Below are 14,411 nucleotides of genomic sequence, written 5' to 3'. Positions count from 1 at the left end.
GACGCTGCGCACGCCTCCGACCTGCCCCCTGAGGCGCCGGGCGACCGGTCCCGGCAGCGCCCTCCTGCCCCCGCGACGTTGCCCGGGCATGACCTGGGGCGCACGTGCGCACGACGGATCTCCACCCGAGGGATGAGGACGGCGGCCTCCGGACCGCCCTAGCCTCGTGCCGGGTCGCCGTCGTCGGCGCCCCCGCACCGCCGTCCTGGCCGCCCCGTCCTCACAGGAGCCCGCTCGTGGGTATCACCCGCCGGTTCATCTTTCCCGCCCTGCGCCTCCTGGTGTGGGGGGTCATCGCGGTCTCGCTGGCCGTCATCGCGTTCCGGTCCGCGCCCGAGCCCCCGCCGGACCCGGCGTCGCCCTCCGCGCAGCTGGTCGAGCCGCAGGTCGCCGTCGCGACGGGCGACATCGTCAACACCGTGACCGTCACGGGACAGATCGTCGCCGACCCCGCGACCACCCAGAAGGTCACGCAGCGCGGGACGGTCACCGCGGTGCACGCGAAGACCGGCGACGTCGTGGCCGCCGGCGCACCCCTGCTCGAGGTGACGCTCACCGAGCCCCAGGAGCCGCTCACGAAGACCGACCCGGAGACGGGCGAGGTCACCGTCACCGAGCGGCGGCCGAAGGTCACGCGCGAGACCGTCACCGCGACGACCGCCGGCACCGTCGCGACGTTCACGGCGCTCGTGGACCAGGAGGTCGCGGTCGGCGACGACTTCGCGACGATCTCCCCCGGGACGCTGTCCGCCACCGGCTCCCTCCTGGCCGACCAGCAGTTCCGCCTCCTGCAGATCCCCACCGAGGCGACCGTCACCGTGACCGGCGGGCCGGCGCCGTTCACCTGCACGGGCCTGCGCATGGGGGCAGCCGCCTCCGTCGCCGGTGCGCCCGAGGACCCTGCGAGCGACCCGGCCGCGACGGGAGGGTCCGCGTCGGTGACGTGCGCCGTGCCGGGCGACGTGACGGTGTTCGCCGGGCTCGCCGCCCAGCTCGAGATCACCGCCGGCTCGGCGGAGGGCGCCCTCGTCCTGCCGGTGACCGCGGTCCTCGGCAGGGTCGAGCAGGGCAAGGTGTGGGTCCTCGGCGAGGACGGCGAGCCCGAGGAGCGTCCGGTCACGCTGGGCCTCACCGACGGGACGCAGGTCCAGATCGTCGAGGGTCTCGCCGAGGGCGACGAGGTCCTCGAGTTCGTCCCGGGGCAGGACGTCTCCGCCGTCGAGGACGGGGCGAGCGGCGAGGTCTTCGTCGGATGAGCCTGCTCGAGCTGCACGGGGTGACGCGCTCCGTCCGGCTGCCCGACGACCGGGTCCTCGAGATCCTGCGGGGCGTGGACCTCACGGTCGACGCCGGGGAGCACGTGTCGGTCGTCGGTCGGTCCGGCACCGGCAAGTCCACGCTGCTCAACCTCCTCGGCCTCCTCGACTCCCCGACCGAGGGCGAGCTCCTGCTCGACGGCGTCCCCGTCGGCCGGCTGTCCGGCCGGGCCAGGGCGCGGCGGCGCGGCGCCGACTTCGGCTTCGTCTTCCAGCAGTTCAACCTGCTGCAGGGCCGCACGGCTCTCGAGAACGTGGTCGCGCCGCTGCTCTACGCGCGCGGTCGCCAGTTCTGGCGCCGACGCACGCTGGCGGCGGAGATGCTCGAGCGCGTCGGGCTCGGCGACCGCCTCGACACCCGCCCCGAGAAGCTCTCGGGCGGCGAGCAGCAGCGCGTCGCCATCGCGCGAGCACTCGTCCGCGTCCCGCGCGTCATCCTCGCCGACGAGCCGACGGGGGCGCTCGACGTCGACACGGGCACCGAGGTCATGGACCTGCTCGACACGATCGCGCAGGAGAACGGTTCCGCACTCGTCACCATCACGCACGACCTCGCGGTCGCCTCACGCGCCTCGCGCCAGTTCCGGCTCGCCGACGGCGTGCTCACCCCCATCGCGATCAGCGCCCGCACCGCCGGGTCGCTCGGGGCGCTCGCCGCCCTGTCCGACGGCGCGACGCGCGGCCCCGAGGTCGGCCGCACCGACGACGACCACCAGGCCGAGCACGTCGCCCGTCCCCTGCTCGTCGAGAGCGCTCGTGCGCGCGGTGGTGACGCCGCATGACCGGGCTCGTGGGCGCCGTCATCGAGGCCTGGGAGGAGCTGCGGGTCCACCGGCTGCGCGTGCTGCTCGCCCTCGTCGGCGTCGCGGTCGCCGTGTGCGCGATCACGTCGATCTCCGCCGCGGGCGCGATGCTGCGGCAGGTGTCCGCCGAGACGACCGAGCGCGACGGCGGCCGGCCCGCCTCGCTGAACGTCTCCGCGTGGCCCCTGGGCGCCGAGCAGCCCTCGCCCGACGACTACGTCGCGGTGTTCGACGAGGTCGTCGAGCGCTACCAGGTCGAGCACACGACGCTGCGCACGTCGAGCCCGGCCACCATGCGGTTCCCCGACGGGGCGCAAGAGGTGTGGACCAACGGCGTCGAGCCCGGCTGGGCGCTCATGCACCGGTTCGAGGTGGAATCCGGGCGGTGGCTCACCGAGGCCGACGAGGACCGCCTGTCCCCCGCGCTCGTCGTGAACCAGAGCTTCCTCGACGCGATGGGCGGCGTGCGCGTCGCCGACCACCCGACCATCACGATCGGCGGTGCGAATCCGGTGGTGGCGACCGTCGTCGGCTCCTACCCGGACCCCTGGCCCGGCATGCCTCCCGAGGCCTACGTCCTCGTCAGCGCCCAGGCCCGGTGGGCGACGCCCGAGTCCCTCATGATGAGCGGGCCGCCGTCGCTCGAGCTGTGGGTCCCGCCCGACCTCGCGGACCCGCTCACGGACGCGATCCGGCGGGACGTGACCGCCGCCATCCCGGGGACGCAGGTCGAGGTCTACCGGATGGACTCCCCGGCCTACGACGTCATCGACGGCGCGATCCGATGGGTCGTGGTCGGTGTGAGCGCGATCGCGCTCCTTCTCGGGGGCCTCGGGCTCGTGAACATCGGCCTCGTCACGGTGCGCTACCGCATCCGCGAGATCGGGATCCGCCGCAGCTTCGGCGCGAGCTCCGGGCGCGTGTTCTTCTCCGTGCTCATGGAGAGCGTCGTCGCGACCCTCGTCGCGGGCGTGGTCGGCGTGAGCGTCGCCGTCGTCGCGCTGCACAACGTGCCGATCGACCAGCTCATGGGCTCGGCGGTCCAGGACCGTCCGGCCTTCCCTGTCTCGGCCGCGGTCACCGGACTGCTCGCCGCAGCCGGAGTCGGCGCGCTGGCCGGGCTGATCCCGGCCCTCGTCGCGGTCCGCGTCAAGGTGATCGACGCGATCCGCTACTGACCACGCCTTCCGACGAGCCCGCTTCGCCCCGCACGACCCGCACGACCCGCACGTCATCGTTCACGACAGCCGCACGACGGCCAGGAGCCCGGGTACCGGGACGACGGCCCTGACCAAGGAGAGCTCCCGTGGCCCGATCCCTTCCCGCCCGCCGCACCGTGACGACGTCGTTCGTCCTCGGTGCCGTACTCCTGCTGACCGCCTGCGGCGGCTCGGGCGAAGCCTCCGACACCGGCACCGACGGCCCCCTCGCGGACTTCTGGGAGGACGTCTACGGGGAGTACGACGAGGAGAAGGCGAACGCCGAGGCGATGGAGATCGAGGAGGCGACGGCACGCTGCATGACGGAGCAGGGCTTCGAGTACCAGCCCGTCGACCAGTCGCAGTCCTCCTTCTCGTTCGACGCCTCCGACCAGGACCCGGCGGAGTACGCCGCCGAGTACGGCTACGGGTTCTCGGTCTCGCCCGAGCCGACGGAGGAGGAGCAGGCCGCGATGGACGCCTACGTCGACCCCAACCAGGAGTACGTCGAGGCGATGTCCGAGTCGGAGCAGACGGCCTACTACGAGGCGCTCTACGGCGACATGGCGAGCATGGAGTACGACGAGGACGCCGAGATGCCCGAGTACGACCCGGCGCAGGCCGGCTGCCAGGGCGCCGCGCAGGAGGAGGTCTACGGCGCGCAGAACGACCTGTGGGAGAGCGAGGAGATGGTGGCCTTCAACGACGCCACGACCCAGCTCTACGAAGACGTCGAGAAGGACCCGCGCCTCGCGGACGTCACGACGGCCTGGGCCGAGTGCATGGCCGAGGCGGGCTTCAGCGGGTACGCGACGCCGCAGGAGGCGATGGACGACATGATGGAGCGCTCCAACGCGATGTGGGAGACGGACTCGCCCGAGGGGCCGAGCGAGGAGCAGATGCAGGAGATCCAGGACCTCGAGCGGGACACCGCGGTCGCCGACCACGCCTGCAAGGAGGAGGTCTCGTACGAGAAGACCTACCAGGAGGTCCAGCGCGAGCTCGAGCAGACCTTCGTCGAGGAGCACGCCGACACGCTCGAGACGATCCGCGACCTCGTCGCCGAGTCCCAGGAATGAGCACGTCCGACCAGGGCCTCGACGGATCGGGAGCGTCGGGGACGAACGGTGTCGACACCCTGGCGGCACCTGCTCCCGGCGAGACGCCCGACGGAAAGCGTCCGCGGCGCTCGTTCGCGCTCAGCGGCAACCGGCTCATCGTCCTCGTCGCGGGCGTCGCAGCCCTGAGCCTCGTCGCCGGCATCCTGCTCAGCCGGCTCGTCGTCTCCCCCGCGCAGGCCGCCGCCGACGCGGAACCGCCGGCACCCGGCGCCATCACGGTCCCCGTCGAACGGCGCGTCATCGCCAACGACGTCACGCTCCGCGCCGACGCCACGTACGACGACGCGGTGTCGGTGAAGATCGAGACCGGCGACCTGGGCGGCCCCGCGGTCGTGACGGGCCAGGTGCCCGAGCTCGGAGCCGAGCTCGGCCCGGCGGGCGTCGCGCTCGAGATCGCCGGTCGACCCGTCATCGTGCTCCCGGGCGAGCTGCCCGCGTACCGCACGCTCCGGGCCGGCGTCTCCGGGCCCGACGTGCTCCAGCTCAAGGCGGCGCTCGCGGCGGTCGGCATCGACCCGGGCCGCGCCGACGACGACCGGTACGACGCGGCGACCGCGGCCGCCGTCGAACGGCTGTACGCCCAGGTGGGCTATCCGGCGCCCTCCGCCGACGAGGAGGCGGAGCTCGCCGTCTCGTCGGCGCGCGAGAGCGAGCGGGCAGCCCAGGACGCGCTGGACGCGGCGCAGGCCGCGCTCACGGCCGCCCAGGCCGGTGCGAGCGACGTCGAGAAGCTCGAGAGCGACAACGCGGTCCGTGCCGCCGAGCGCGCCCTGACGGCGGCGACGACCGAGGGCGGGGACGTCCCCGGGGCCGAGGACGCGCTGCGCCTCGCCCAGGCCCAGCGTGCCGCGCTCGACCGGCCGCGCGAGACGAGCGCGGAGTCCGCCGCCGTCGAGTCGGCGCGCCGGCAGCTCGCCGACGCCCAGGACGCGCTCGCCGAGGCAGGCACGCAGACCCTCACCGCGCTGCCGGTGAGCGAGGTCCTGTTCCTCGCCGGCCTCCCGCGTCGTGTCGACGAGGTGCTCGTCCAGCGCGGCGGGACGATCGAGGGCCCGGTCATGTCGGTCTCCGGAGCGACGCTCGTGCTCGAGGCGTCGGCCGCGGCGTCCGACGCCGAGCTGCTGGAGGTGGGTGCACCCGCCACGGTGACCCTCCCGGACGACTCGGAGGTGGCCGCCACGGTGAGCTCGGTCGAGGCGAGCACCGGGGGCGGCGACGGCGAGGAGGGCGACGAGGGCGACGGCGCGGGCGACGCCGGCGGCCGCCGCTTCGTCGTCACCCTCGCGCCCGCGGCGCTCACGCCGGAGCAGGTCGGCGCGCTCCAGGGCCAGAACGTCCGGGTGCGGGTCCCCGTGAGCTCCACCGGCGGCGAGGTGCTCGCGGTGCCGCTGGCGGCCCTCACCGCAGGACCTGGCGGCGAGTCGCGCGTCGAGGTGCAGCGGTCCTCCGGCTCGGACGACTCCGCCGAGACCGAGCTCGTCGACGTCGAGACCGGCCTCGCGGCCGGCGGGTTCGTCGAGATCGCGTCCGCCGACGGCGAGCTCGCCGAGGGCGACCTGGTGGTGGTCGGCGAGTGACCTGGACCGAGCTGGGCCTGCCGGGCGTCGACGAGCAGGGCGGCGGCACCGGGCCGTCGACCGCAGAGCCCGCAGAGCACGCAGCGCCCGCGGACCCCGGACCGACCGCGGGGCCACCACCCGTGGTGGACCTCGTCGGCGTGACCCGCAGCTTCCCGGGCCCTCCCGTGGTCGAGGCGCTGCGGGACGTGAGCCTGCGCGTCGACCCGGGCGAGTACCTGTCGATCATCGGCCCGTCCGGGTCGGGGAAGTCCACGCTGCTCAACCTCCTCGGCCTGCTGGACCGGCCGACGGAGGGCGAGTACCTCCTCGACGGCGTGCCGACCGGCACCGCCTCCGAGTCGACGCGGTCCGCGCTGCGGGGCGGTCGGATCGGCTTCGTCTTCCAGGCTTTCCACCTGCTGCCGCAGCGCACCGTGCTGGACAACGTGCTCCTCGCCACGCTCTACAGCGGAGTGCCCCGGGACGAGCGGGTGCACCGCGCGACGGCCGCCCTCGAACGCGTCCACCTCACGCACCGGACGCAGTTCCAGCCGACGACCCTCTCCGGCGGCGAGCGGCAGCGCGTCGCCGTCGCGCGGGCGATCGTCGCCTCGCCGCACCTGCTGCTCGCCGACGAGCCGACGGGAAACCTGGACTCCACCAGCTCGGGAGAGGTCATGGACCTCTTCGACGAGCTCCACGCCGACGGCTTGACCCTCGCGGTCATCACGCACGACCCCGTCGTGTCGGCCCGGGCGCAGCGCCGGGTCCGGATCGCCGACGGCCGGCTCGAGGAGCTGGACCGGTGAGGGCGCCGTGGGGTCGCGCGCGCGACCGGAGCGGCGCGGCGCACGGGCGGGGTCGCCTCCGCGGCGTGCGCGCCCGGAGCCGGGACCGGTTCGGCCTGCGCGACCTCTTCGCGGAGGCCGCGCACGGGATCGGTGCGCGGCCGGGCCGCCTGCTGCTCACCGTGCTGGGCACGGTGCTCGGCATCGCGTCGGTCGTCGTGACGGTCGGCCTCGCGCAGACCGCGGCAGGCCAGATCAGCAAGCAGTTCGACGCGGTGGCGGCGACGCAGGTCGTCGTCGAGCCGGAGACGACGATGCTCATGTCCGGGGAGGAGCGCGCGATCGCTCGGATTCCCTGGGACGCGGGCGAACGGGTCCAGCGCCTGGCCGGGGTCGAGGAAGCGGGAGTCGTGGCCCCCGTCGACGTCTCCGGTCGCACGGTGACCGCCGTGCCCGTGAACGACCCGTCGGTGGCCGAGCAGGTGAGCCCCGACGTCGTCGCGGCCAGCCCCGGGCTGCTCGGTGCCGTCCGCGGCGACGTCGTCACCGGACGCTTCTTCGACGCGGGGCACGACGCGCGGGCCGACAGGGTCGCCGTGCTGGGTGCCCGCGCGGCCGAGCGGCTCGGCATCAACCGCGTCGACAGCCAGCCGTCGGTCTTCGTGGGCGAGCAGTCGTACACGGTCATGGGGATCGTCGACGACATGAGCCGGCGGACCGATCTCCTGGACGCCGTGATCCTCCCCGCGGGGACCGCACGGGCCGACTTCGGGGTCGTGGCCCCCGAGGAGCTCCAGATCCGCATCGCCACGGGGGCGGGCAGCGTCGTGGCGCGTCAGGTCCCCGTCGCCCTCGACCCCAACGCCCCCGAGGGCTTCGCGGTCATGGCACCGAGCTCCGGGTCCGCGTTGCAGGAGAACGTCCAGGCGGACGTCAACGCGATCTTCCTCGCGCTGGGCGCGATCGCGCTCGTCGTCGGCGGTCTCGGCATCGCGAACGTCACGCTGCTGTCCGTCATGGAGCGGGTGGGCGAGATCGGCCTGCGGCGCGCTCTCGGGGCGACGCGTCGGGACATCGCGGGGCAGTTCGTCGTGGAGTCCGTCGTCATCGGTCTGCTCGGCGGTCTGGTGGGGTCCGCGCTGGGCGTGCTCTCGGTCGTCGTCGTCTCGGTGGTGCAGGAGTGGACGCCGATCCTCGACGTCCGCATGGCGCTCGGGGCCGCGTGCCTCGGCGGGGTCGTGGGCCTGCTCGCCGGGACGTACCCCGCGCTCAAGGCCGCGGCGATCGAACCCGTCGCGGCGCTGCGCGGAGGCACCTGACCTCCGACCCGGTGTTCAATCATGTTCGATCGTGTTGGATCTATCCGTGCTGCTGGGCGATACTGTCGCCATGCTCGCCTCACAGCGCCACGAACGGATCCTCGCGGAGGTCCGCGCGAGCGGTGCCGTCCGGATCGGTGACCTGACCCGAGACCTCGGCGTCTCGGACATGACGATCCGGCGGGACCTGCTCGAGCTGGCGGACCAGGGCCTGGTCCGCAAGGTGCACGGGGGCGCGGTGGCGCCGCACACCACGTCGCACGAGCCCGGGTTCGCGGCGAAGCGGACCCGTGAGGCGAGCGAGAAGCAGGCGATCGCCGAGGCGGCCGCCCGCCTCGTCGTGCCCGCGTCGTCGATCGCGCTGAGCGCGGGCACCACGACCCACCTGCTCGCCGCGCAGATCGCCGCCACGCCGGCGCTGCGCCCGCTCACCGTCGTCACGAACTCGCTGCCCGTCGCCGAGACGCTGTACCGCGCGGGCGACCCGCGGCTCGAGACGATCCTCACCGGGGGGTCGCGCACGCCGTCGGACGCGCTCGTCGGGCCGCTCGCCGAGGCCGCCCTCGCCGGCCTGCGCGTCGACCAGACGTTCCTCGGCACCCACGGCATCGACCCGGACGTCGGTCTCACCACGCCGAACCTCGACGAGGCGGCGACCAACCGCGCGCTCATCGACGCCGCGGGTCGCACCGTGGTGCTCGCCGACCACACGAAGTGGCACACGACCGGGCTGCGCGTCTTCGCGTCGTTCGCGGACGTCGACGTGCTCGTCACCGACTCCGCGCTCCCCGCCGGGGAGCAGGACCGCGTCCGCGACCTCGTCGAGCAGCTCGTCCTCGCCTGAACCTCCGCGCGACACCTCCCCGGGACGCTGCCCCAGACCCCGGCACCCCAGACCCCGCCCCACCGACGGAAGTCCTCCCACCCATGAACCAGCACCTGCGCCGGACAGCGACGCACCTCGCCGACGGCCGCGACCTCGTCTACTTCGACGACTCGCCCGAGTACGTCTCGGGCGAGCGCACGCGCCGCCTCGACGACCCGCGCCCGCTGCCCGACCGGTTCGCCCCGGTCCCCGGACCGGACGGCGCGCCGCACCCGTACACCGGTCCGGAGATGCGTCTCGACCCGCTGACGGGTGACTGGGTCCCGATGGCGGCCCACCGCATGAACCGCACGTTCCTCCCGGCCGCGGACTCGTGCCCGCTGTGCCCCGCGCGGCCGGGCAGCGCCTACTCGGACGGCGAGATCCCCGACACGGACTACGACGTCGCGGTGTTCGAGAACCGCTTCCCCTCGCTCCAGCGCGTCCCCGGCGTCGGCGACGAGCGGGTCCAGGACGCACCCCTGCAGGTCCACGGCCCGGCGGCCGGCCGGTGCGAGGTCGTGTGCTTCTCGAGCGACCACCACACGTCGTTCGGGGCCCTCCCCCCGCAGCGCGTCCGCACGATCATCGACGCGTGGGCGGACCGGACGGCCGCGCTCGGCCAGGTCCCGGGCGTCGAGCAGGTCTTCTGCTTCGAGAACCGCGGCCAGGAGATCGGGGTCACGCTGCACCACCCGCACGGGCAGATCTACGGCTACCCGTACGTCACGCCCCGCACGCGCGCGCTGCTCACCCAGGCCCGTGCGCACCACGAGCGCACGGGCCGCAACCTGCTGCGCGACGTCCTGGACTCCGAGCTCGCCGACGGCCGCCGCGTGGTCCTCGAGACGGAGCACTGGGTCGCGTACGTGCCGTACGCGGCGAAGTGGCCCGTCGAGGTGCATCTCGCGCCGCGCCGCGACGTGCCCGACCTGCCCGCCCTGACCGACGCCGAGCGCGACGACCTCGCGACGACGTACCTCGAGCTCCTCCGGCGGCTCGACCGGTTCTTCGAGACCGCCGACGGCGACCCCATCCCCCTGCCGTACATCGCCGCGTGGCACCAGGCTCCGGCGCACGAGGGCCGCTCGGTCGAGGACGGCGGCACCGACGAGGTGACGCTCACGCGTCTGCACCTGCAGGTCTTCTCGGTGCTGCGCGCCCCCGGCAAGCTCAAGTACCTCGCGGGCTCCGAGTCCGGCATGGGCGCGTGGATCAGCGACACCACGCCCGAGCGGGTCGCCGCCCGACTGCAGGAGCTCGCCCCTGCGGGCACGGCGCGCGGCTGGGTCCCCGCCTGGGAGCAGGAGGCGGGCGCCGCCCGCGCGCGCACGGTGTTCGCCGAGGCGTTCGGCACGACCGGCGACAGCGGCCACGGCGGCGGCGACGGCGACCGCGACGACCTGCGCGTGTGGAGCGCGCCGGGCCGGGTCAACCTCATCGGCGAGCACACGGACTACAACGCCGGGCTGTGCCTGCCCATCGCGCTGCCGCACCGCACGTACGTCGCGCTGCGCCCGCGCACCGACGGCGTCGTACGCCTCGCGTCCGCGCAGGCACCGGGCGAGGCGTGGGAGACGACGCTCGACGACGTCGCGCCCGGCGCGGTCTCCGGCTGGGGGGCATACGTCGCCGGCGTCGCCTGGGCGCTGCGCGAGCACCTTGCCGCGACGGGCGCGGACCCCGCGGTGGTCCCGGGCTTCGACGCCGCGGTCGACTCGTGCGTGCCGTTCGGCGCCGGCCTCTCGTCGTCCGCCGCGCTCGAGTGCGCGGTCGCCGTCGCGCTCGACGACGTCGCGGGCCTCGGCCTCGCCGCCACTGACGCCGGCCGCGCGGCCCTCGCGACGGCGTGCATCCGCGCCGAGAACGAGATCGCCGGGGCACCGACCGGAGGCATGGACCAGTCCGCGTCGTTGCGCGCCCAGGTCGGTCACGCCCTGCTGCTCGACTGCCGCCCCGCTCTCGACCCCACTGAGTCCGCGGAGCAGGAGCCGTTCGACCTCGAGTCCGCGGGCCTCGCCGTCCTCGTCATGGACACGCGCGCCGAGCACCAGCTCGTCGACGGGCAGTACGCCCAGCGGCGCGAGACGTGCGAGGCCGCGGCGCAGGGCCTGGGGCTCGCCTCGCTCCGCGAGCTCGCCGACGCCGCGGCCTCGTCCGACGACCCGGCGGGCACGCTCGACGTCGCGCTCGACAAGCTGCCCGACGACGTCTCCCGCCGCCGCGTGCGCCACGTCGTCACCGAGATCGGCCGCGTTCGCGACCTCGTCGCGCTCCTGCAGGACGGTCGCGTCGGCGAGATCGGGCCGCTCATGAACGCGTCGCACGCGTCGCTGCGCGACGACTACGAGGTGTCGAGCGTCGAGCTCGACGTCGCCGTCGAGGCCGCTCGCGTCGCCGGCGCCCTGGGCGCGCGCATGACCGGAGGAGGCTTCGGCGGCTCGGCGATCGCGCTCGTCGCCGCGGACCGCGCCGAGGCCGTCGCCGACGCCGTGCGCGCCGCGTTCGAGCGCGAGGGCTTCGGCGCCCCGGGCTTCCTCCTCGCCGTCCCCTCAGCACCGGCCGACGTCGTCGCCTGAGCGACGGGCCGGACCGCCCGGAGAAGCCCCGCTCCCGGGCGGTCCGGCTCAGACCGGCCGTGACGCTCGGCCCGGGCGGCCGTGCTGCGTCATGGCTGTGACGCGGACGAGAAGGGCGCTCAGGGCCGGAGGGGCGGCCGTGCCGGGTCGTGGCGGGTCTGGCGGGAGCGCCGCGAGGAACGAGCGGCGCGGATGGTAGACCCGGCACGGCCGCCCCGGAGAGCCCTGAGCGCCTGTGCCATCCGAGCGATCAGAGGTCAGAGGTCGTACGTCACGACGAGCGGCGCGTGGTCGCTCCAGCGCTCCTCGTGGGACGGCGCGCGGTCGACCTCGACCTTGACGGTACGCTCGGCGAGCGCGGGCGTCGCGAGCTGGTAGTCGATGCGCCAACCCGAGTCGTTGTCGAACGCGCGACCGCGCCACGACCACCAGGTGAACGGGCCGGGCCCTTCGCCGCCGTGGACCCGGCCGAGGTCGACGAGGCCGACGTCGTCGAGCCACGTGTCGACGTACGCGCGCTCCTCGGGCAGGAAGCCTGCGCTCTTGAGGTTTCCCTTCCAGTTCTTGATGTCGGCGTTGTGGTGGGCGATGTTGAGATCGCCCGCGAGCACCGCACGGCGCCCGTCGGCGGAGAGCTCGCGCAGGCGTGCAGTGACCCGCTCGAGGTAGGCGTCCTTCTGCGTCATCGTCTCGGGCTGGGACACGGTGCCGGAGTGGATGTAGGCGCTGACGACCGTGAGCGTCGACCCGTCGGGCAGGTCGAGGTCGGCCTCGACCCAGCGCCCCGTGTCGACGGGAGCCTCCGGCCCCTCAGCCCCGAGCCCGACGCGCACTGCGTGCACCGGCAGCCGCGAGGCGACGGCCACCCCGGCGCGACCCTTGATGTCGCACGCCTGGTGCGCGACGTGCCAGCCGTCGAGCAGCTCGTGCACGACCGTGTCGGGGGCTCGCACCTCCTGCAGGAGCAGCACGTCGGGCATCCGGGTGGCGATCCAGACGTCCATGCCCCGTCGGACGGCGGCGCGGATCCCGTTGACGTTGGCGGTGGCGACGGTGAGCAAGCGGAGGTCCTTCCTCGGTGGCGGAGCGCACGCGATCACGACGGCCGCGGGCACCGGGACATCCCATCACGGACCGCCCACGGCGCGGTCAGCGTGCGAGCGTGGCCCCGCTCACGTCGGCCGCCGCGGCCACCGGCCGGAACCGGCCGGCGAGGACCGCGGAGACGACGGCCAGCACCGCGAGGACGGCGAACCCCGTACGCAGCTGGTCCGCCGTCGCGAAGACACCGGTGAGCACGCCGCCGAGCACGGCGCCGACGTACGTGAACACGTTGAGCCGTGCGACGGCGCGGTCCGTCACGGACTCCACGGTGACGGTCCCTGCCGCACCCGTCTCCGCGACCGCCTCGCGTGCGCGGTCACCCGCCGCGGAGAACGCGAGCGGAGCGACGACGCCCAGCCCGAGCCCCGTCACCGCAAGGCCGAGCACCGCGACGGGCCAGCCCGGAGCGGCGGCCACCGCGAGGAAGCCCAGCGCGCCGAGCGCGCCGCCCCACCGCACGACCCGCACGCGGCCCAGCCGCTCGACGAGCCGGTCCCCGGTGAGGCGCGACACGATGAGGGTCGCCTGGTACGCGGCGTACCCGAGCGGTGCGACGACGGCGCTCGCCGCGAGCACGTCGTGCAGGAACGTGGCGCTCCAGCTGGAGATCGCCGAGTCCGCGACGGGGAACGCGACCATGGCGACCCCGAGCAGCGCGATCGTCCCGGCGGCCACGCGCGCACCCGGCGCCGCCGCGCCGTGCTCGCCACCCGGGGCGTCCGGCACGGGAGCCGTCGCGGAGGCGCGCTCGCCCACGAGGCGTGCCGAGAGGCTGAGCGCCGCCACGGCGACGACGACCGCGACGAGCGGCAGCGCGACCGGCTGACCCTGCCCGACGAGCGCCGCTCCCGACACGGCGAGGGCCCCGAGCACGCCGCCCGCGGCGTTGGCCGCGTAGAACGACGCGAGAAGGCTGCGCCCGTACGCCCGCTCGACGTCGATGCCCTGCATGTTCATCGCCGCGTCGACAGATCCCAGCGCGAGGCCGTACACCGCGAGCGCCGCGAAGAAGAGCGGCCAGACCGGCGCCGCGCCGGCGCCCGCGATGCCCAGCGCCGCGAGCAGGAGGCCGCCCACCACGACGACCCGCGACCCGCGCCGGGCCGACACCACCCCCGACAGCGCGCTGCCCAGCCCCGCGCACACGCACACGCCGAGCACGACGAGCGTGACGACGTCGTCCCCGATCCCGAGCCGGTCCTTGTACCCGGGGATGCTCGTGAGGACGACCGCGAACCCCGCGCCCTGGACCGCGTACGCGGCGGTGACGGCGGCCCGGGTGCGGCGGGTCCCGGCCGCAAGGGCGCTGCTCATGCGGAGGATGCTAGCCGTGCGATGAGCAGGTTGCGTACGACGACGGGGCGGCACTACCCCTGGGCAGCCTCAGGGGCTGGTGCCAGCGTGGCCGCCAGAACCGACCAACCCTCGTCCGCACGCACCCAGAGGCGCGTGTAGACCAACCGCGCGGAGACCGCGGTGCCGCCCTGGATCGCCTCCACGGCGGCGACCAGCCGGGTCACTCCGCTCGCGACGTGCTCCTGGACGTCCAGCGACTCCTCGTCCAGGCGGGTGATCCGGAGCAGACCCGAGCGGTAGCTCTCCAGGTCGTCCTCCTTGGAGAAGACGGACCCGTCGGGGCCGGCACCGACGCACCGAGGATGCAGCAAGGCGTCCAACGCCTCGACGTCGCCGGCGCGCTGGGCGGCGTGGAGCGCGTGCTCTGCAGCAAGAAGACTCATCGGCCGAGTCTATGCACCG

12 protein-coding genes and 1 pseudogene are annotated in these 14,411 nt (G+C 74.6%); 10 read left to right on the top strand and 3 right to left on the bottom strand.

Features of this window, described 5'->3' with window-relative positions; translation table 11 throughout:
- The first annotated feature begins 236 nt into the window (after nucleotides 1-236).
- The 10 genes and pseudogenes from AC4H2G_RS01965 (at nucleotide 237) to galK (ending at nucleotide 11,549) form a co-directional block, all read left to right on the top strand.
- Entirely contained in the window at nucleotides 237-1,256 is a 1,020-nt protein-coding gene (locus tag AC4H2G_RS01965; RefSeq protein WP_494364064.1) for a permuted SH3 domain-containing protein, read from the top strand.
- Nucleotides 1,253-2,098, top strand: coding sequence for an ABC transporter ATP-binding protein (locus AC4H2G_RS01960; RefSeq protein WP_494364063.1), 846 nt, complete (start codon nucleotides 1,253-1,255; stop codon nucleotides 2,096-2,098). Before AC4H2G_RS01965 ends, AC4H2G_RS01960 begins: the two co-directional genes overlap by 4 nt.
- Complete coding sequence (locus AC4H2G_RS01955; protein ID WP_494364062.1) at nucleotides 2,095-3,297, top strand: ABC transporter permease; 1,203 nt, start codon at nucleotides 2,095-2,097, stop codon at nucleotides 3,295-3,297. Before AC4H2G_RS01960 ends, AC4H2G_RS01955 begins: the two co-directional genes overlap by 4 nt.
- 128 nt (nucleotides 3,298-3,425) lie before the next feature.
- Nucleotides 3,426-4,397, top strand: a complete 972-nt coding sequence (locus AC4H2G_RS01950) for a hypothetical protein (protein WP_494364061.1) — start codon at nucleotides 3,426-3,428, stop codon at nucleotides 4,395-4,397.
- Nucleotides 4,394-6,016, top strand: coding sequence for a hypothetical protein (locus AC4H2G_RS01945; protein WP_494364060.1), 1,623 nt, complete (start codon nucleotides 4,394-4,396; stop codon nucleotides 6,014-6,016). The genes AC4H2G_RS01950 and AC4H2G_RS01945 overlap by 4 nt, the downstream gene beginning before the upstream one ends.
- 122 nt (nucleotides 6,017-6,138) lie before the next feature.
- On the top strand, nucleotides 6,139-6,807 hold the full coding sequence (locus tag AC4H2G_RS01940; RefSeq protein WP_494364114.1) for an ABC transporter ATP-binding protein: 669 nt from the start codon (nucleotides 6,139-6,141) through the stop codon (nucleotides 6,805-6,807).
- Between the two features lie 65 nt (nucleotides 6,808-6,872).
- A complete protein-coding gene (locus tag AC4H2G_RS01935) occupies nucleotides 6,873-8,105 on the top strand; it encodes an ABC transporter permease (RefSeq protein WP_494364059.1) in 1,233 nt (410 codons plus the stop codon).
- Nucleotides 8,106-8,175: 70 nt separating this feature from the next.
- A complete protein-coding gene (locus AC4H2G_RS01930) occupies nucleotides 8,176-8,949 on the top strand; it encodes a DeoR/GlpR family DNA-binding transcription regulator (protein ID WP_494364058.1) in 774 nt (257 codons plus the stop codon).
- A gap of 83 nt (nucleotides 8,950-9,032) precedes the next feature.
- Nucleotides 9,033-10,235, top strand: a pseudogene (gene galT, locus AC4H2G_RS01925) (galactose-1-phosphate uridylyltransferase); the annotation flags it as partial.
- A gap of 69 nt (nucleotides 10,236-10,304) precedes the next feature.
- Nucleotides 10,305-11,549, top strand: coding sequence for a galactokinase (gene galK / locus AC4H2G_RS01920; RefSeq protein WP_494364113.1), 1,245 nt, complete (start codon nucleotides 10,305-10,307; stop codon nucleotides 11,547-11,549).
- A gap of 257 nt (nucleotides 11,550-11,806) precedes the next feature.
- Here galK and AC4H2G_RS01915 read toward each other — a convergent pair whose 3' ends face one another.
- The 3 genes from AC4H2G_RS01915 to AC4H2G_RS01905 all read right to left on the bottom strand — a co-directional run bounded on the left by AC4H2G_RS01915 (nucleotide 11,807) and on the right by AC4H2G_RS01905 (nucleotide 14,392).
- Nucleotides 11,807-12,610, bottom strand: coding sequence for an exodeoxyribonuclease III (locus tag AC4H2G_RS01915; RefSeq protein ID WP_494364057.1), 804 nt, complete (start codon nucleotides 12,608-12,610; stop codon nucleotides 11,807-11,809).
- A gap of 88 nt (nucleotides 12,611-12,698) precedes the next feature.
- Entirely contained in the window at nucleotides 12,699-13,967 is a 1,269-nt protein-coding gene (locus AC4H2G_RS01910) for an MFS transporter (protein WP_494364056.1), read from the bottom strand.
- A gap of 53 nt (nucleotides 13,968-14,020) precedes the next feature.
- Entirely contained in the window at nucleotides 14,021-14,392 is a 372-nt protein-coding gene (locus AC4H2G_RS01905; protein WP_494364055.1) for a nuclear transport factor 2 family protein, read from the bottom strand.
- Between the last annotated feature and the right edge of the window lie 19 nt (nucleotides 14,393-14,411).

It is taken from the genome of Cellulosimicrobium sp. BMG9.23 (genome assembly GCF_059159985.1).
The sequence above is the reverse complement of the archived record's forward strand: the minus strand, read 5'-3'. Positions and strand labels throughout refer to the sequence as shown.